Consider the following 17,968-nt stretch of genomic DNA (forward strand, 5'->3'; position numbering starts at 1 on the left):
GCATCACCTACTTTTTGGAAGGACTGGGCCAATCTTTGTTCGGCAGCGACATTTACAAGATTGACATTGGCATGCCTAAAGAACCGGTGATGGCCTTCGAGTCCACTTTCCCCGGCGGCATTTTGATCAACCAGGAAGATGTGATTGCCGCTTTGATCGCGGCGTGTCTGGTGGCTTTGCTGTCTTTGTTCTTTCAAAAGACCAGCACCGGACGCGCTTTGCGCGCCGTGGCTGATGACCATCAAGCGGCGCAGTCTATCGGCATTCCCTTGAACCGTATTTGGGTGATTGTGTGGTGCGTGGCCGGTGTGGTGGCTCTGGTGGCCGGCATGATCTGGGGCAGCAAACTCGGCGTGCAGTTTTCTTTGGCTACCGTCGCCTTGCGCGCTTTGCCTGTGGTGATTCTGGGTGGACTCACCTCCGTGCCCGGTGCCATCATCGGCGGCTTGATCATCGGTGTCGGCGAGAAATTGTCAGAGGTTTACCTCGGCCCGTATGTCGGTGGCGGCATCGAGATCTGGTTTGCTTATGTGTTGGCTTTGCTGTTCTTGCTTGTGCGTCCTCAGGGACTCTTCGGCGAGAAAATTATTGATCGCGTCTAACTATGTTTTACAGAGAAAACGGCCAATTCAAAACCAGCTACCAAGCGGACCAGCAGATTTTCCCCATTCTGCAAGACCGCTGGTTCATGGTGGCTTTGCTGCTGCTGGCATTTGTCGGCGTGCCGCTTCTCGCCTCAGATTACATGTTCAGCGCCATTCTGATTCCTTTCGTCATCATGGCCATGGCCGCGCTGGGTGTGAATATTCTGGTCGGCTATTGCGGCCAAATTTCCTTGGGCTCGGGTGCGTTCATGGCAGTTGGCGCTTATGGCGCGTACAACTTTTTTGCGCGTATACCCGGCTTGCCTTTGATTCCGACCTTGATATTAGGCGGCCTGTGTGCCACGGTGTTCGGCATTGTGTTCGGTCTGCCCAGTTTGCGTGTGCGCGGTTTGTATTTGGCTGTCGCCACCTTGGCCGCGCAGTTCTTTTCAGATTGGATGTTTTTGCGTATCAAGTGGTTCACACTGGACACGCCTTCCGGATCGGTGTCGGTATCCAACTTGCAAGTGTTTGGCTTGCCGATTGAAAGCGACCTCAGCAAATATGTGTTTTGTTTGAGCCTGTTGTGCGTCGTGGCTTTGTTGGCCAAGAACCTGGTGCGCGGCGCCATCGGCCGCGAATGGATGGCCATACGCGACATGGACGTGGCAGCAGCCGTCATTGGCATTCGCCCCATGTACGCCAAGCTCAGCGCGTTTGCCGTCAGCTCTTTCATCATCGGCATGGCTGGTGCACTTTGGGCTTTTATTTATCTGGGCTCATGGGAGCCCAGTGCCTTCTCTGTTGATCAATCCTTTCGCTTGTTGTTCATGGTCATCATCGGCGGCATGGGTTCCATCATGGGCGGCTTTTTAGGCGCGGGTTTCATTGTGGTGCTGCCGATTTTCCTCAATCAGTTTCTGCCCGTGTTCGCCGCTTGGTTCGGTCTGGTGATTTCCACTACCGTGGTCTCACATGCCGAGTTGATGATCTTTGGTGCTTTGATTGTTTGGTTTTTGATTGTCGAGCCGCATGGCTTGGCACGCTTGTGGGCCATTGGCAAACAAAAATTGCGCGTCTGGCCGTTCCCGTATTGAGCCTGTATGAACTGTGTGTGAGTTGAAATTGAAGGAGACAAAGATGAAGAACCCCCTTTTGTTGTTATCGGCCGTGTTGGCCACCATGGGCATGAGCGTCGCTACACCAGCCTTGGCGCAAGCCAAAGAGCAATTTGTGCCTGTCTTGTCTTACCGGACAGGGCCCTACGCACCGAACGGCACGCCTTGGGCGAATGGTTTTGTGGATTACTTGAAACTGGTCAACACCAAAGGCGGCATCAACGGTGTGAAGATCGCCTACGAAGAATGCGAGACTGGCTACGACACAGCCCGCAGTGTCGAGTGCTACGAGCGACTGAAAAGTAAAAACCCCAGCTTTGTGCAAACCTTGTCCACGGGCGCCACTTTTGCCATCACAGAAAAAGCGCCTGGTGACAAAATTCCTGTGGTGACCATTGGCTATGGCCGCAGCGAAAGCTCTGACGGCGCGGTGTTCAAATGGAATTTCCCGATCGCCGGCACCTACTGGGTGGCAGCCGACACCATTGTGCAAGCCATTGGCAAAAAAGAAGGCGGATTGGACAAACTCAAAGGCAAAAAAATCGCCTTGGTCTACCACGACAGCCCGTTTGGCAAAGAGCCTATTCCTTTGCTACAAGAGCGAGCGCGTAACCACGGGTTTGAATTGCAATTGCTGCCGGTCACGCCTCCCGGCGTGGAGCAAAAAGCCACTTGGTTGCAAGTGCGTCAGTCCAAACCCGATTACGTGGTGCTGTGGGGTTGGGGTGTGATGAATTCCACCGCCATCAAGGAAGCGCAAGCCACGGGCTATCCGCGTGAAAAAATGTATGGCGTTTGGTGGGCGGGTGCCGAGCCTGATGTCAAAGACGTGGCGGACGGCGCCAAGGGCTACAACGCAGTCACTATTCAACACGGCGCTGAGCCCAATGCCGACATTGTGAAATTCATGTTGAGTCAAATCCATGACAAAGGCCAAGGCACAGGCCCTAAAGAAGAAGTGGGTCAAGTGCTTTACTTGCGTGGTGTGATGAGCGCCATGATCGGTATTGAAGGCATACGTTCAGCCCAAGAGCGTTTTGGCAAAGGTAAAGTCATGACGGGTGAGCAGGTACGTTGGGGATTGGAAAATCTGAACCTCACACAAGCGAAACTCGACGCGCTCGGCTTCAAGGGCGTGATGCGTCCTATCAGCACCTCGTGCATGGACCACATGGGTGCGGCTTGGACGCGTATTCACACTTGGAATGGCAAGGCCTGGGAATTCACCTCTGAGTGGATGCAAGCTGACGAGCAAATTTTGAAGCCATTGGTCAAGTCCACCGCCGACAAATACGCGGCCGAGAAAAAACTCACTCGGCGCACAGGGCAAGACTGCCAGTCCTGATCTGAGCCATGCAACCGGACACCGACATGAGCACGCCCCGCATTGTTTTGAATGTCAACGGCATCGAGGTGATTTATAACCATGTGATCTTGGTGCTCAAGGGCGTCTCATTGCAGGTGCCCGAGCGCGGCATTGTGGCTTTGCTAGGCGGCAATGGCGCAGGCAAAACCACCACACTGCGAGCCATCTCCAATTTGCTCAAGGGTGAACGTGGCGAGGTCACCAAGGGCAGTATTGAGTTGCTCGGTGAACGTATTGAAAACTTGACGCCTGCAGATTTGGTGCAACGCGGCGTGGTACAGGTGATGGAAGGCAGGCATTGCTTTGCCCATTTGACGATCGAGGAAAACTTGCTGACTGGCAGTTACACCCGAAGCGACAAAGGTGAAATTGCCGCCAATCTGGACAAAGTCTATAACTACTTTCCCCGCTTAAAAACACGCCGCACTTCGCAGGCTGCATACACTTCTGGCGGCGAGCAACAGATGTGCGCGATTGGACGCGCCTTGATGGCCAACCCCAGCCTGGTGTTGCTGGACGAACCCTCCATGGGGCTGGCGCCGCAAATCGTCGAGGAAGTGTTCAACATCGTCAAAGATTTGAATCACAAAGAAAACGTCACTTTTTTGCTGGCCGAACAAAACACCCACATGGCTTTGCGTTACGCCGACTTCGGGTACATCATGGAATCGGGACGCATTGTCATGGACGGTGCGGCCGCAGATTTGGCCAGTAACGAGGACGTGAAAGAGTTTTACTTGGGCATGGGCGGCGGAGAACGCAAAAGCTTTAAGGATGTGAAAAGTTACAAACGCCGCAAGCGCTGGCTTGCCTGAACACCTATGACAGACAGTTACGACACTCTAGAAACGCGCGACCCGGCGCAGCGTGAAGCCGCATTGCTGCAAGCATTGCCCAAACTCATCGCGCATGCGCAACAGCACGCACCGGCTTTCGCTGAGATTTTGAAAGGCGTGAACGCTGCTTCCATCACGTCACGCGTGGCGCTGGCAGCTTTGCCAGTCACGCGCAAATATGAACTGCTTGAACGGCAACAAGCACAGCGTGCTCACGATGTATTCGGTGGTTTTTCTGCCTTGTCGTTCGGCAAATCCATGCCTCGCGTGTTTGCTTCACCCGGCACCATTTACGAACCCGAAGGTACGCGCTCGGACTATTGGCGCGTTGCCCGCGCTTTATTTGCAGCCGGATTCCGTGGGGGTGAATTGGTACACAACTGCTTTAGTTACCACTTCACACCGGCAGGCTCCATCATGGAAAGCGGTGCGCATGCTTTGGGTTGCAGCGTGTTTCCGGGTGGCACCGGACAAACCGAACAGCAATTGCAAGCCATGGCTGAATTGCGCCCCGCAGGCTATTGCGGCACACCGAGTTTTTTGAAAATCATCATCGACAAAGCTGTTGAAACAGGCGTGGCTTTGCCCTCATTGAAAAAAGCCTTGGTCAGCGGCGAAGCGTTTCCACCTTCGTTGCGTGATTGGCTGGCTGAACGCGGCGTGACAGCCTACCAGTGCTATGCAACCGCAGACATCGGTTTGATCGCCTATGAAACCGCAGCACGTGAGGGCTTGGTACTGGACGAAGGTGTCATTGTTGAAATCGTAAGACCCGGCACGGGTGACCCTGTGGCTGAGGGCGAAGTCGGTGAACTCGTGGTGACCACACTGAACCCGGATTACCCCTTGGTTCGTTTTGGTACCGGCGATTTGACGGCGTTATTGCCGGGCATTTGTCCCACAGGCCGCACGAACAGCCGCATCAAAGGCTGGCTGGGTCGCGCCGATCAAACCACCAAAGTGCGCGGCATGTTTGTGCACCCTGGGCAAGTCGATCAAATCGTCAAGCGGTTTGAGGTCATTGGCAAAGCCCGATTGGTGGTCAGCGGTGAAATGGCGCAAGACCAGATGCATTTGCACATCGAAACATCCGCGCAGAGCGCAGAATTGATCAGCGCAGTAGAGCAAGCCGTGCGCGACATCACCAAGCTGCGTGCTGAGATCGTGGTCGCAGCCCCGGGCAGCTTGCCCAACGATGGCAAAGTGATTGAAGATGCACGCAGTTACAAATAAAAACGCTTGGCCTCTGGCGTTTTTTCAAGTCCACACTTGGCGGCTCACAGAAAGTGTGCACACGTCATCCCTATGGTCAGTCGTCATAGGTGCGTTGCTGGCATGTGGGGCCATGCAAACCATGGCGCAAAGTTTTCCCATCAAAGACAAAGCGATCACTATTGTGGTGCCATTCACCGCAGGCGGACCGACCGATAGGTTGGCGCGTGACATGGCCGAGGCATTGCGTAAACCACTGGGTGTGAATTCGATTGTGGTGGAAAACGTACTGGGTGCAGGTGGCGCAATTGCCACCCAAAAAGTAGCGCGTGCCGCACCCGATGGACACACCATATTGATTCACCACATCGGCATGGCCACCATGCCTACGCTCAACCGCAATCTCGGGTTTCAGGTCGACACTGATTTCACTTTTCTAGGCATGATCCATGAAGTACCGATGAGCATCGTCGCGCGTCCCAGCATGGAAGCCAACGATTACAAACAACTGTCTGCTTGGATCAATAAAAACAAAGACAAGGTCAATCTGGGCAACGCAGGCATAGGCTCGGCTTCGCATTTGTGCGGTTTGTTGTGGCAGGCCGCCATGAAAACCGAGCTCGCCACCATCCCTTACAAAGGTGTTTCCATGGCGATCACTGACCTGATGGGCGGACAGATCGATGTCTTGTGTGATCAAACCACCAACACCATGGCTTACATCGAATCACAAAAAATCAAAGCCTATGCAGTCACCAGCGCCAAGCGACTAACCCAAGCTGTGTTCAGCCCATTACCGACCATGCAGGAAGTCGGGGTCAAAGGTTTTCAAATCAGTATCTGGCACGGAGCCTACGGCCCCAAAGGCATGTCAGTGGAGGCACAAACCAAATGGAACAACGCCATGAGGACTGTATTGAACGATCCGGTGTTCATCAAGAAGCAGCAGGACTTGGGCGCAGTGATGATCACCGACAAACGCACCGAACCCTCAGAGCATAAAAAATTTGTGCTCTCTGAAATCAATAAATGGAGCCCCATCATCAAAGCAGCCGGAGCATACGCAGACTGATGATCAAACTGATTTTTATTTACCCTGATGACTCGGTGCAAGAGGCGATGGCGCAAAACGGTCAAACGCTATTGAGTGCAGCGCAAGAAGCAGGCGTCGTCGGGTTTGTGGCGGAATGCGGCGGTAATTGCACGTGTGCCACCTGCCACTGTTTTATCGAACCCGAACACGCCAAAGAATTGTTCGCGCCCAGCGAGGACGAAGAAGCCATGCTGGATTTCACGGCTGTGGCGCGTGAGGCGCACAGTCGCTTGGCTTGTCAAATCGTTGTTGAATATTTCATGGATGGATTGCGTATTTACTTGCCCGAGCGACAACTTTGAAAATTATTCAGGCCATCAAACAATTCCGTGGCTTGCCAGCGATCACTGTTTGAAGCGTTTGCGCGTCAGGTGCAAGGCAATCATCCACGCAGTGACGGCGTAAGCAGTTAACACGCCCAAGTGCAGCAACACATGGGTAGGCCATTGGTCCAAGAACAAGGGACGCACCAAGGCAACCGCTTGCGTCAGCGGAAGTGCCATGGCGATCCAGCGAACCGCATCAGGCAGGCTGTCTAGTGGAAAAAATACGCCGCTTAAAAACATCATCGGCGTTAAAAACAAAGTGAAGTAATAAGTGAAGAAGTCGTAGCCTTTGGCCAGCGCATTGAAAATCAAAGCCAGACAACTGAAGGTGATACCGACTCCTAACAATATCGGCCAAGCCAGCAGCACTTTCCAGCTGTGCACAATGCCCAGGGCCAGCATGACAAACAAAATGGCAGTGACGGTGAATAAAGCTTTGAACGCAGCCCACAACATCTCGGCCAGCAGCACATCGTCCAAACGCACCGGCGCATTCATGATGCCGTCCCAGGTTTTTTGAACATGCATGCGCGAGAACGCTGAATACAAGGCCTCAAAAGTAGCTGCGTTCATGGCACTCATACAAATCGAACCACTGGCCAGAAACACGATGTAAGCCACTTTTTGCTCTCCCATGCTGACCTCACCTACCAACGCACCCATACCGTAACCAAAGGCCACCAACCACATCAACGGCTCGGCAATATTGGCGATCAGGCTGGGAATGATCAGCTTGCGCCACACCAGAAAATTGCGCATAAACACGGGCCAGAATCGCAGGTGCATCATCCCTCCTCGCGGATTTGCCGCCCGGTCAGTTTCAAAAATAAATCCTCTAGATTCGCTGGACGATGCAGGCTGCGCACGCCGGGAAATGCCGCCAACGCCTGCAGCAAGCTTTGCGCCGTTTGGGTGTAGAAAAACACGGTGTCCCCACTGACTTCAACACGCTGCGCGAGCGCACGCAAGGGGCCGTTGGCAAGTGCTTGTGTGTCGCCACCGAAGACTTCCACCACATCCGGCTCGAGGTGTTCGGCAATCAAATCACGCGGACGACCTTCGGCAATCTTGCGACCGTGATCAATCACCAGCAATCGATCGCACAAGCGTTCGGCCTCATCCATGAAATGCGTGGTCAACAAAATCGATTTGCCTTGCTGTAACAACTGTTGCAAACGCTCCCACATCAGGTGCCGTGCCTGTGGGTCCAGTCCAGTGGTGGGTTCGTCCAGCAGCAGTAACAGGGGGTCGTTGATCAAAGCCCTTGCCAGACTCAGTCTGCGTTTCATGCCGCCTGAGAGTTCGCCTGGTTTGGCATTCGCTTTGTGGCTCAAGGCAGCAAATTCCAACAAGGAGGGAACCCGTGTATCGATGTCAGCGCGTTTCATGCCAAAGTAGCGACCATAAACCAACAGGTTTTCGGCGCAGGAGAAATCAGGATCCAGACTATCGAACTGACTGACCACGCCTAAGCGTGATTTGATCGACAAAGCTTGCTTGGGCATATGTTCGCCAAAAACGCTGACACTGCCGCTGTCTGGCGTGGTGAGTCCCAAGCAAATGCGAAAGGTGGTGGTTTTACCCGCGCCATTGGGACCGATGACCCCAAGACACTCGCCGGGGAAAAGGGAAAACGACAGGTCATCAACCACCAGGTTGTTGCCAAAGCGTTTGTTCAGATGTTGACACTCAAGTTGGGGTTGTGTTTGCATGAAAGTATCAAAGTAACAGCAGCTATTGTGCCTTGGGTCAGTGACGGTATAGAAACTAAAATGGGATGATGAAAGTTTTTGCGTCTTATGTGTTCATTGGGGTGTTGATGTTGCAAGCCGCATGTTCAGAAATGGCTTTTTATGAAGGCCTGCGCACCGAACAGCAGCGTGCGGCAGACATGAACCGAAGCAAGGCCAATCCGCTGCCCCCTTTTGACAAGTACCAAAAGGAGCGCGGCGCCATGCAACCCGCGTCGCCCTGAGGCATGGCTTCAGTGGTATAGTTTCAACCCTTACGGCCCGGTAGCTCAGTTGGTAGAGCAGCGGATTGAAAATCCGCGTGTCAGTGGTTCGATTCCACTCCAGGCCACCATTTGAAAACCGTAGCATTACTTTAAGTGCTACGGTTTTTTCTTTGCTCACTACGTTAAGTAATAGCACCCCCCACGCTGTACCAACTTAACCCTCAAGTGCTGTGACGTTGCTGTGACTGTACGTACAAGTAACGCACCACCCCCAACACTACCCCCTCTCACCCCCACACAACGCAAGCAAGTGCTGAGTACCTTCAGCACAGTTAATCCGCAGGTGGTGTACCTACGCGATGGCGAACTTGTTGTTTACAGACGCACACGCAGTCTCTTATATCAATGTCGCTACAAGTTAGCAGACGGCACTTGGTACAGACAGAGCACACGCAAAGCGTCTTTAGAACACGCCGTTGCAGTAGCGTGTGACATCTACGACGAAGCAAGGTACAGACAGCGACTGGGTTTAGCACACCGCACACACACTTACGCACAGATAGCGGCACTGACGCTGTTAGAACTGCGAAAACAAATAGACGCAAGTAACGGCAAGACTGCATATCACACGTACGTCAGTTGTATAGAGAAGTACTTTGTGCCGTACTTTGCGGAGCGTAGGTTAGAGGACATAACGCACACAGACATTGTTGAGTTTGAGTTGTGGCGGGATAGGCAGATGTTGCGTAAACCTAAAACGTCTACGCTAAACAACTTTACAAGTGCGTGGAACAGAGTTATTGCGACAGCAGTAGCGAACGGATTAATTAGCGAGCGTGTACCAGTGCCCAAGTTAACGACACGCGGATTAAAAGGCAAGACACGTCCTGCGTTTACAGAACAAGAGATAAACACGTTGCTTGTGTATATGGAGACGTGGCAACACGCTGGACGCTTTGCTGTTGAACACGAGATACGACCGTTAGTGCGTGACTACGTTGAGATGCTGTTGTTAACAGGGATGCGGCACGGCACAGAAGCAATGGGCATATGTTGGAAAGATATTGAGTGGCACACACACAAAGACATTAAGTATCTGCGTGTGTGGGTCAGTGGCAAAACGGGCGGACGCTGGCTGATTGCCAAACACAGGGCTGTTGACGTACTGCGTAGGCTACACGCACGACAGGACGACATTAAGGGGGTGGACTTTGAACAAGTGACTCAAGTCACGTCACCCACAGTTACTGTTCCGTTTTAGCAACGGTTACCAACCGCACGACTTGCGTGGCACGTTTAGACGCTTGCTACGTGACTGTGGACTACTAAAGGATGCAGAGGGGCAAACACGTACGCTGTACAGCCTCCGTCATACCTACGCTACGTTGGAACTATTGAACAACAGCACAGACATACACACGTTAAGCAAGCAGATGGGAAATAGTGCGGCAATGATAGAAATGCACTACTCAAAGTTGACTGCGACTATGGCGGCGGACAAGTTGGCTTGATTTGTCATAAATTCTTAATTAGATATATTTATTATATTTGAAGTAAATTATTGGTTGAATTATTAAAAGGAAAAATCGATGAACTTAATCAAAAACCCCCTTGTCGCATGCATGATTTTTACTTTAGTGATTGGAGGGTGTGCAACAAAGTCGTCAGATATTCAGTCTACGTACATTTCACCACTACAGTTTTCTACTTATGATTGTGATCAATTAAGATCAGAATTGCAGCGGTTGCAGATAAGGGCAACACAAATTGGTGGAGTTTTTGATGAAAAAGCAAGTAACCAAAACCTTGCTACAGCTGCAACAGTAGTATTGTTTTGGCCAGCTGCATTTTTTATGGGTGGCGGTAATAAAGAACAGCAAGCTGAATTGGCTCGACTTAAAGGTGAGCAGGATGCAATTCAACAATCAGCGATTCAAAAAAAATGTGAAGGTTTAGTTCAGAAAACAAAATAAGACTAAGCAGCATTTCGACACTTAGCAATTACGAAAGCATTTTGAAGGTCTAATTAATGGCAACAGCAAATGAACAACTAGCAGCAGCGGTTAAAGCCGCTGCTGATGCAAACGCCAAAGTTGAAGAACTGAAAAAGAAATCACGAGATGCTGATTTAGAAACTGTTAAGTCACTGATTAAAACGCACGGCTTTGGTCCAACTGACCTGCGTGGTGTACTCAAAGCCAAGCGTAAACGCAGTTCGACCAAAATGGCATTCCCCCAATTCAGTAGACATTTAATAATGTCAAAACTGGATTGGAGTGGAAGAAATGAAGAGAACGAAATACTCGCCTGAGTTCAAGGAAGAAGCGGTCAAACAAGTCATCGATAAGGGACACTCGGTTGTCGATGTAGCCAAACGACTTGGAATTGCTGAAGGTGTTCTGTACACATGGGTCAGCAAGTTCAAAAAAGCAGATGAACCCGAATCCAACGATCTCAAAGCGATGCAAGCCGAGATGGCCAAACTCAAGGCTGAACTGCGGCGAACCACCGAGGAGCGCGACATCCTAAAAAAGGCCGCCGCGTACTTTGCCAAGCAGTCCGGGTGAAGTACGCGTTTATCCAAGCGCACCGAATTGAATTTCGACTCATCAGCATGTGCCGTGTTCTCAAAGTTCACCGCAGCGGCTACTACGCTTGGCTGCATGAGCCACAGTCCCCAAGAGCCAAAGCTAACGAGGCGTTGACTGTGAAGATCCGCGAGTTCTTTGATCAAAGCATGGGCATCTACGGAAGCCCACGCATCTTCTGTGATCTGCGAGAAGCTGGCGTGGCATGCGGTGAGAACCGAGTGGCAAAGCTGATGCGAGTGGCTCAGATCAAGTCAGTGCGAGGCTATAAGCGCCCTAGGTACAAAGTGGGCAAGCCCGCGCTTGTGGCACCTAATCAGTTGCAGCGCCAATTCCAACATGACGAACCGGACCAGGCGTGGGTGACGGACATCACTTACATCCGCACACATGAGAGCTGGCTTTACTTGGCCGCTGTTCTGGACTTGCATTCGCGTGCGGTGGTAGGTTGGAGCATGGGTTCGCGCATGCAAACGAGCTTGGTGCTGGATGCACTGACGATGGCCGTGTGGAGAAGAAAGCCCAAAGACACAGTCATCATTCATTCGGATCAGGGCAGCCAATTTGGCAGCGATGAGTTCAACCGTTGGTGCAAAGACAACCGGCTGAGCCCGAGCATGAGTCGTCGGGGCAACTGTTGGGATAACGCTGTGGCCGAATCGTTCTTCAGTAACTTGAAGAGTGAAAAAATCAAGAAGCGGATTTACCAAACAAGGGCTGAGGCCAAGTCAGACATCTTCGATTACATCGAGGGTTTCTACAATAGAGTTCGACGCCACAAGCATCTCGATCAACTCAGCCCCATTGAGTTCGAGCGTAAACGTCAAACTGCGCTATGAAATGTGTCTAGGAAATTGGGGGAATGCCAAACGGCAAGTTGGCACTCTGCGTACGTTACGGTAGCAAGGTGTTGGAACTGGCGAAGGGTAAGTACGCTATTGAAGTGGGCGTAGAAAAAGAGTTGGTTAACGTGCTGGAGGTTGTTAAGACTGCTGTGCTTAACGGCGAACTGGACACCGCGATTGAGAATGCCGCTAACAAACTGCGTGAAGGGTTTGGTGGGTAAGGTTTATGTGATGTGTTGTTAGTGGTAACTAAATATTTGTATGAACAAATATTTGGCTACCGTGCGTATAGGTGGGCAGTTAGTTAAGACGATTGTTTTTGCTGACAGCACAATACACGCAAGACTACTGCTTCAGTACAAGTACGGAATGAACAGCGTTGCTGTGTCACCAGTACAAGCTAACGAAGAGGACACATTGCTTGACAGCACTATTAAACCTATCAAGCCACTAACACCACAGCAAGCACGTATAAACTCGTTAAAGCAAAACGTTGAACGTGACAGACAACAACTACAGGCTGAGCGTGATAGGCAGCGCAAACATCGTGACGCTGAACGCTTACGTAAACTGCGCATGCCGTAATCTGCAGCAGAGTAAAGTTATTAATTGCATTAAGTTGCGTTACGTGTGCATTGCAAATGTCTTGAAACACACTGAAAACAGTGCGTTTTTGGCAAAAAACATAGTGTTTTGTAAATCTGATGGAGGACGGACGACAGGCATAGTAAAAATACTTTTAAGCGCGGTGCGTACTTTTGCTACGTTGCTTAAGTGTACGAACTACGCACACCGAAACTTTCGTAAGTTAGAACACGTTGAAATTACTGCCCTATTAAGTTTGGGGTTAGCGTTGAAAATCCGCGTGTCAGTGGTTCGATTCCACTCCAGGCCACCATACATAAGCCTTCAATGCGGAAGTACTGACGGTGTTTTAGGACCCCATCACTGCATCGAATGCAAGCCGATGGCATTGCCTTCGCTGTCGCCAATGATGGCAATGAAACCGTTGTTGCCGATGCTGAATTTGGGTTTGAGCACTTTGCCGCCGTTCTCGAGGGCCAGCGCTTGTTGTGTCTCGCAGTCCTCACATGAGAAATACACCAGTACGCCTTGCGTCGACGGCTTTTTCATCGGATGCTTGACCAGCGCACCATTGGCACCATGCATGGTCATGTCGCCGCTGAGCATACGGATTTCTACTTGCGGTTCAGGTGGGGGCAATGGGCTCAAGGTTTGCTGAAAAACTGCGCTGTAAAAGCGGCTGGCGCGTTCCATGTCCGACACGTGGATTTCAAACCAACCGATGGGGTTCCTTAATTTAGCCATGAATCACCTAGCAAAAAAGTAGTAGAGGCAGTTTCAACTCAAGAGTTGTAATTTTGACTAAAGAGATGGATTTATCAAATATACATTAAGTCATAATTTTGCATACAAACGAATGTCTAGCGCTAAAAAAACGCGTTTAAGCACAGAGTTTTCCCCTGCAAATGGGTGTATTTTCAGCTCGACAAGCCCTTAATGTCAATTTTAATTGACAATTATGTTGCCAATATGTGTAAACTTCATTAGACTGATACAACAAACATTTCATCTCAGAAAGGTCAGCCATGAACGAAACGCTTGCAGTCCAAACCAGAAACAAATTGGCCAAGGTATACATTGGCGGCATCGTGGCTTTCAGCGGCATCATCACTTTGCTGGCGTCCATTGTGATGATCGTCAACCGCAACAGCTGAGCGGAATTAAAACGGCTAAATAGCCGCAGCCAGTCAATCAGCCCTGCGAGTCATCCCAGGGCTTTATTTTTGGGAAGACGCAACTTGGGGTGCCGTTGACAGAAACCCAGTGATGATTAAGCTTGGCAGCGCAAGCTACGCTGCTGTTAGCTGTCCTTGATCAGGTTTGCACATGTCATCAGTGGTATGTGTATGGCAAAAGATTTTGAAATAAGGGAAGACAGCGCACGGGCGAGTCCTCATATGCGAACCCCAAGGGGAAAACCAGAGCAGTAAAAAAAACACCAGCAGTTAAGATGGAAAGAACATAAGCAAGGAGACGTCGCATGCGTTTTTTAAGATTCAATTTGTGCGCCATGTCTTTGGCGATTTGCAGCTTCGTAGGCATGGCCGCAGCGCAAAGTCTTGACAAGACATTTACCGTGGTCGAACCAGAAAATATCACATGGAAAGACGCGGGTAAGGGCGTCAAACTGGCGGTGATCTCAGGCGATCCGTCCAAGCCCGGCCCGTATGTCATTCGTGTGGTGTTTCCACCGGGAGTCATGAGCGCACCGCATTACCACCGCGAAGACCGGTATGTCACCGTCATGCAAGGCACTTGGCTTGCGGGTACGGACGACAGTTGGGATCCCAAAGCCACGCAACCGCTCAGAACAGGCAGTTACATGCAGCACCCTGCAGGCGCCATTCATTACGATGGTGGAGGCACTGAGGGAGCTACTGTACAAATCATGGGCATAGGCCCGAGCAGCACGACTTTCATGTTTCCTCAGGTCGGTGATTTTGGTGAACCACGCAAACTCAATTGATGTCATTGGCTGGTAGAGTTTTCATGCGTTTTATAGGTACTTGAGTGTCAACCAAAAATTCAAATGTGAGAAAAGATCGAATATTCAACCTGATGTTGAAAACCCTGTGTGGTGCAATGGCCTGTTGGTGTCTACCGGCCACTGCCGATTGGTTAGCGTTGACGCAAAACGCGGAGGGTTCTTTTTTTTATGAGCCCACAGCGCAGGTACAGACTGACCATATCCATGTCTGGCGCTTGACAGATTTTGCGCAACCTTTGACCAATTTAGAGGGCAAGGAAGTGCGTTCTGAAAAAACACTTACCGCTGTGGACTGTAGGGCCGCCAAATTGGCCAATTCACAAGTTACCCGGTATGCCGGATTGCATGCCCAAGGTGAGGTGATGAACCATTACGAAACCCCGTTGCGCTTCACCCGTATTGCGCCAGATGGTGTTGACGCGTTATTGCTTAGGAAAATTTGTTAATTGGGGTCAGACTCCAATTTTGAAGGCCGAACAGGCGGGGGCGTTTTTTTCGAGCGAAAGCGTAGAAAAAAGCGCACCGAACGGGTCGGCCTAAGCGTGACTTCAACATCTAAGCAATGTCAAAAAAAACTAGGCCATCCGCCCCGGCAACCAAAGCGCAATCATCGGAAACGCGATCAGAATAATCAAGCGCAGGATGTCGGTCAGCACAAAAGGAATCACACCTTTGAAGATGGTCATGAAACTCACGTCATGCACCACACTTTTGATCACGAAGACATTCATACCTACCGGCGGGTGAATCAAACCCAGTTCGACCGTCATGACGATGATGATGCCAAACCAAATGGGGTCAAAGCCCAGTTGCACGATCACAGGAAAAATAATCGGTACGGTCAAGATGATCATAGCCATGGCGTCCATCAAACAACCGAGCACCAGGTACATCAACATGATCAATGCGAGAACACCATAAGGCCCTAAACCCAGTTCGGTCAAAAACCCAGTCAGTTTTTGCGGTGTTTGGGTGATGGTGAGAAAGTAGCCAAAGATCAATGCACCAATCAAAACGGTGAATACAGCGGCTGCCGTGCGTGTGGCTGACAACAGCGCTTCCAAGATGCCTGCGCGGTCTAATTTGCCGCGCAACACGCCAAGCAAAAACGCACCGCTCGCGCCGACACCACCGGCTTCTGTCGGCGTGAAAAATCCACCATACAAACCACCGATGACAAACACAAACAACAGCAGCGGTGCCCAGACATCTTTCAGGCCTGCAAACCGTTCAGTCCAAGTGGTGGCAGGGCCGCGTGGCAACCAATCGGGTTTGACTTTGACGATCATGAAGATGGTCATCACATACATAGCCATGGCCAACAGGCCTGGGATGATGCCTGCCATGAACAACTTGCCGATGTCTTGTTGTGTCAGGATGGCGTAGACCGCCAGCACGGTGGACGGTGGCAGCATCGCGCCCAAGGTGCCACCAGCTGCGATCACGCCGGTGGAAAACGATTGCGGGTAACCGAAGCGGCGCATCTCGGGGTAGGCCACGGAAGAAAACGTCGCCGCCGTCGCAACAGAAGAACCGCAAATCGCGGCAAAGCCGCCGCAAGCAATCACCGTGGCCATGCCCAGGCCGCCACGCAAATGGCCGATGAATGCATTCGCTGCACGAAACAATTCGCGGCTCACGCCAGACACCGATACAAACGCGCCCATCAGCATGAACATGGGGATGACGCCGAAGGTGTAATCGGTGACGGTGCGCATCGATGTCTGGCCGATCAGCTTGAGCGCCGGTCCACTACCGGCGATATAGCTGTAGCCGCAAACACCTACCAATCCCATGGCCATACCGACTGGCACGCGCAGCAGCATCAAGGTGAACAAAGCGACAAAGCCGATGATGGCCACCGCGTCGGGGCTTAAGTTCATCAGATCCATGTCAGTGTCCCGCGCCGTTGGTGGGAGCCAGCGCTTCAGGGTCGGCCATCAATCGCCAAGTGCGAATGGCGATCAGCAAGACTGCACACACATCCCCAAACCATGCCACTGCGAAAAACGGCCAAGTCGGTAAATTCAGGTCATAGGTTTGGACGTTGTCGCGGTAGGTGTTGGCCACTTTGTCGAACAACATGATGGTTTGCACTGTGACTACCAATAGCAACACCAAGGTGGCGAACACATCGATCCAGCGTTTAAAGCGAGGGCTTGCGTGTGTCCACAGCAAGTCAACCGTGATGTGACCACCGCGGTAACTGGTGGCGGCAATGCCCCAAAAAATCAATATGCCCAGCAGCAGGCGACCGAAATCGTAGCTATCGGGGATGGAGGTGCCGAAAAATTTTCGCAGTATGACGGCGATGAAAATGTTCGCCGCCACAATGCCGACGAACATAGCGGCCAGCCATTCGATGGTGTCAATGATCCGATCGAACGGACTTTTGCTTTTAGCGCTCATCTGCAAAATCACATGGATGATTTGTATTTGCTCAGGCTTTGCTGCAAGGCCTTCATCACGGCGGTCGGGTCATCCCCGCGTTTTTTAACTTCATCTGCCCATTGCTGTTTGACAGGTGCTACCGCGGTTTTCCAAGCGGCGAGTTGGTCTGGGGTCAACTGGTAAATCTCGCGGTTGGCTTTGTCCGCCATCAATTTGGTGCGGCCGCTGATTTCAAAATCAGCCCATGCCGTGCCGATTTTTTCAGCCCATTCACTGGTGCAATGGTTGTCGACCGCTTGTTTTTGCGCAGGAGACAAACTGTTGTATTTGTCCAGGTTCATGACCCAGACAAAGGGCGTGACATACAAAGGCACATCCATGTGGAATTTGACCACCTTGTCAATGCCGAACAAGGTGAGTGACCCCCAAGGAAAAGTGATGGCGTCGGCCACGCCGCGTTCGATGGCGTCGCGTGATTCGGGGGCAGAAGCCTGCACATTGGTGCCGCCCAACAGGGTCACCATCTGGCCGATGGTGGAGGTGGCAGGGCGCACTTTCATGCCCTTCATGTCAGCTGGCAACAGCACTTTTTTACGCGAATGCAATGCCCCTGGGTCATGCGCAAAAGCGAAACAGAATTTGACCTCTTTCATTTCCTTGGCTGCATAGGCGCGGTACCAGCTGTCGATGGCAGCAGAACCAGCTTTGGCATTGCTGATTTCAAACGGCAGCGAGGCGGCGGCGAAAATGGGAAAACGACCAGGTTGGTAACCGGGATTCACAAATGCAAAATCGGTCAGACCGTCACGCGCCATGTCGTAATGGTCCATGGCCTTGCCCAGTTGCTCTGATGGAAAGAGCGTGGGATTGATGCTGCCGCCTGAGGCTTTTTTCAAGCTGTCAATCCAAGTTTGTACCGCAGGGTTTAACGCATGTTGTGCGGGCACCCAAGTGGACACACGCACTTGTTGAATTTTGTCTTGGGCTATCGATAGGCTGTGCAGACTGAGCAAACTCACAGACAGCATACTCGAGCGAAGAAGCAGTGATGTCAGGAAATTTTTCATGGCGTTAGGGCAA

At 51.5% G+C, this 17,968-nt stretch carries 23 protein-coding genes and 1 tRNA gene; 18 read left to right on the forward strand and 6 right to left on the reverse strand.

Annotated features, from left to right (window positions below; translation table 11 throughout):
* The 7 genes from AC9UG7_RS11005 to AC9UG7_RS11035 all read left to right on the forward strand — a co-directional run.
* Positions 1-602, forward strand: a 602-nt coding sequence (locus AC9UG7_RS11005; RefSeq protein WP_509587659.1) for a branched-chain amino acid ABC transporter permease, incomplete at its 5' end; no start/stop codon positions are given.
* Between the two features lie 2 nt (positions 603-604).
* On the forward strand, positions 605-1,681 hold the full coding sequence (locus tag AC9UG7_RS11010; protein WP_509587662.1) for a branched-chain amino acid ABC transporter permease: 1,077 nt from the start codon (positions 605-607) through the stop codon (positions 1,679-1,681).
* A gap of 43 nt (positions 1,682-1,724) precedes the next feature.
* On the forward strand, positions 1,725-3,047 hold the full coding sequence (locus AC9UG7_RS11015) for an ABC transporter substrate-binding protein (protein WP_509587664.1): 1,323 nt from the start codon (positions 1,725-1,727) through the stop codon (positions 3,045-3,047).
* A 26-nt stretch (positions 3,048-3,073) separates the two neighbouring features.
* Complete coding sequence (locus tag AC9UG7_RS11020; protein ID WP_509587666.1) at positions 3,074-3,883, forward strand: ABC transporter ATP-binding protein; 810 nt, start codon at positions 3,074-3,076, stop codon at positions 3,881-3,883.
* Positions 3,884-3,889: 6 nt separating this feature from the next.
* Positions 3,890-5,137, forward strand: coding sequence for a phenylacetate--CoA ligase family protein (locus AC9UG7_RS11025; RefSeq protein ID WP_509587668.1), 1,248 nt, complete (start codon positions 3,890-3,892; stop codon positions 5,135-5,137).
* Between the two features lie 112 nt (positions 5,138-5,249).
* A complete protein-coding gene (locus tag AC9UG7_RS11030; RefSeq protein ID WP_509587741.1) occupies positions 5,250-6,188 on the forward strand; it encodes a tripartite tricarboxylate transporter substrate-binding protein in 939 nt (312 codons plus the stop codon).
* Entirely contained in the window at positions 6,188-6,511 is a 324-nt protein-coding gene (locus tag AC9UG7_RS11035; protein WP_509587670.1) for a 2Fe-2S iron-sulfur cluster-binding protein, read from the forward strand. The genes AC9UG7_RS11030 and AC9UG7_RS11035 overlap by 1 nt, the downstream gene beginning before the upstream one ends.
* 42 nt (positions 6,512-6,553) lie before the next feature.
* Here the strand turns inward: AC9UG7_RS11035 and AC9UG7_RS11040 are convergent, their stop codons facing one another.
* Together AC9UG7_RS11040 and AC9UG7_RS11045 are read right to left on the reverse strand one after the other, a co-directional pair.
* Positions 6,554-7,321, reverse strand: a complete 768-nt coding sequence (locus tag AC9UG7_RS11040) for an ABC transporter permease (RefSeq protein WP_509587672.1) — start codon at positions 7,319-7,321, stop codon at positions 6,554-6,556.
* Positions 7,321-8,247 (reverse strand): ATP-binding cassette domain-containing protein, encoded by a 927-nt coding sequence (locus AC9UG7_RS11045; RefSeq protein ID WP_509587674.1) that lies wholly within the window; start codon positions 8,245-8,247, stop codon positions 7,321-7,323. Before AC9UG7_RS11045 ends, AC9UG7_RS11040 begins: the two co-directional genes overlap by 1 nt.
* A 68-nt stretch (positions 8,248-8,315) precedes the next feature.
* Between AC9UG7_RS11045 and AC9UG7_RS11050 the strand changes: the two genes are divergently transcribed.
* The 8 genes from AC9UG7_RS11050 to AC9UG7_RS11085 all read left to right on the forward strand — a co-directional run bounded on the left by AC9UG7_RS11050 (position 8,316) and on the right by AC9UG7_RS11085 (position 12,510).
* A complete protein-coding gene (locus AC9UG7_RS11050; RefSeq protein ID WP_509587676.1) occupies positions 8,316-8,510 on the forward strand; it encodes a hypothetical protein in 195 nt (64 codons plus the stop codon).
* A gap of 34 nt (positions 8,511-8,544) precedes the next feature.
* Positions 8,545-8,620 (forward strand) — tRNA-Phe (locus AC9UG7_RS11055).
* A gap of 113 nt (positions 8,621-8,733) precedes the next feature.
* A complete protein-coding gene (locus AC9UG7_RS11060) occupies positions 8,734-9,753 on the forward strand; it encodes a tyrosine-type recombinase/integrase (protein ID WP_509587678.1) in 1,020 nt (339 codons plus the stop codon).
* 328 nt (positions 9,754-10,081) lie between these two features.
* Positions 10,082-10,465: a hypothetical protein gene (locus AC9UG7_RS11065; RefSeq protein ID WP_509587680.1), complete on the forward strand. Its 384-nt coding sequence runs from the start codon at positions 10,082-10,084 to the stop codon at positions 10,463-10,465.
* Positions 10,466-10,521: 56 nt separating this feature from the next.
* On the forward strand, positions 10,522-10,803 hold the full coding sequence (locus AC9UG7_RS11070) for a hypothetical protein (RefSeq protein ID WP_509587682.1): 282 nt from the start codon (positions 10,522-10,524) through the stop codon (positions 10,801-10,803).
* A protein-coding gene (locus AC9UG7_RS11075) for an IS3 family transposase (protein WP_509587684.1) occupies positions 10,778-11,919 on the forward strand; the annotation gives its coding sequence in 2 pieces (ribosomal slippage) (positions 10,778-11,024 and positions 11,024-11,919; 1,143 coding nt in all). The genes AC9UG7_RS11070 and AC9UG7_RS11075 overlap by 26 nt, the downstream gene beginning before the upstream one ends.
* Positions 11,920-11,942: 23 nt before the next feature.
* Positions 11,943-12,146: a hypothetical protein gene (locus AC9UG7_RS11080; protein WP_509587687.1), complete on the forward strand. Its 204-nt coding sequence runs from the start codon at positions 11,943-11,945 to the stop codon at positions 12,144-12,146.
* A gap of 40 nt (positions 12,147-12,186) precedes the next feature.
* Positions 12,187-12,510, forward strand: coding sequence for a hypothetical protein (locus AC9UG7_RS11085; RefSeq protein ID WP_509587689.1), 324 nt, complete (start codon positions 12,187-12,189; stop codon positions 12,508-12,510).
* Positions 12,511-12,870: 360 nt separating this feature from the next.
* Here the strand turns inward: AC9UG7_RS11085 and AC9UG7_RS11090 are convergent, their stop codons facing one another.
* Positions 12,871-13,254: a VOC family protein gene (locus AC9UG7_RS11090; protein WP_509587692.1), complete on the reverse strand. Its 384-nt coding sequence runs from the start codon at positions 13,252-13,254 to the stop codon at positions 12,871-12,873.
* A gap of 281 nt (positions 13,255-13,535) precedes the next feature.
* Here AC9UG7_RS11090 and AC9UG7_RS11095 point away from each other — a divergent pair, with 281 nt between their 5' ends.
* The 3 genes from AC9UG7_RS11095 to AC9UG7_RS11105 all read left to right on the forward strand — a co-directional run bounded on the left by AC9UG7_RS11095 (position 13,536) and on the right by AC9UG7_RS11105 (position 14,943).
* Positions 13,536-13,664 (forward strand): hypothetical protein, encoded by a 129-nt coding sequence (locus AC9UG7_RS11095; protein WP_509587694.1) that lies wholly within the window; start codon positions 13,536-13,538, stop codon positions 13,662-13,664.
* Between the two features lie 326 nt (positions 13,665-13,990).
* Positions 13,991-14,476, forward strand: a complete 486-nt coding sequence (locus tag AC9UG7_RS11100; protein WP_509587697.1) for a cupin domain-containing protein — start codon at positions 13,991-13,993, stop codon at positions 14,474-14,476.
* 92 nt (positions 14,477-14,568) lie between these two features.
* Positions 14,569-14,943: a surface-adhesin E family protein gene (locus AC9UG7_RS11105; protein ID WP_509587699.1), complete on the forward strand. Its 375-nt coding sequence runs from the start codon at positions 14,569-14,571 to the stop codon at positions 14,941-14,943.
* A gap of 129 nt (positions 14,944-15,072) precedes the next feature.
* Here AC9UG7_RS11105 and AC9UG7_RS11110 read toward each other — a convergent pair whose 3' ends face one another.
* From AC9UG7_RS11110 to AC9UG7_RS11120, 3 genes are read right to left on the reverse strand one after another with little or no spacing between them, the layout of a single operon-like run.
* Entirely contained in the window at positions 15,073-16,389 is a 1,317-nt protein-coding gene (locus AC9UG7_RS11110) for a TRAP transporter large permease (RefSeq protein ID WP_509587702.1), read from the reverse strand.
* A gap of 1 nt (position 16,390) precedes the next feature.
* Complete coding sequence (locus AC9UG7_RS11115; RefSeq protein WP_509587704.1) at positions 16,391-16,906, reverse strand: TRAP transporter small permease; 516 nt, start codon at positions 16,904-16,906, stop codon at positions 16,391-16,393.
* Positions 16,907-16,914: 8 nt separating this feature from the next.
* Positions 16,915-17,955, reverse strand: coding sequence for a TRAP transporter substrate-binding protein (locus tag AC9UG7_RS11120; protein WP_509587706.1), 1,041 nt, complete (start codon positions 17,953-17,955; stop codon positions 16,915-16,917).
* Between the last annotated feature and the right edge of the window lie 13 nt (positions 17,956-17,968).

Origin of the sequence: Limnohabitans sp., assembly GCF_046052765.1 — a bacterium.
GTDB lineage: Bacteria > Pseudomonadota > Gammaproteobacteria > Burkholderiales > Burkholderiaceae_C > Limnohabitans.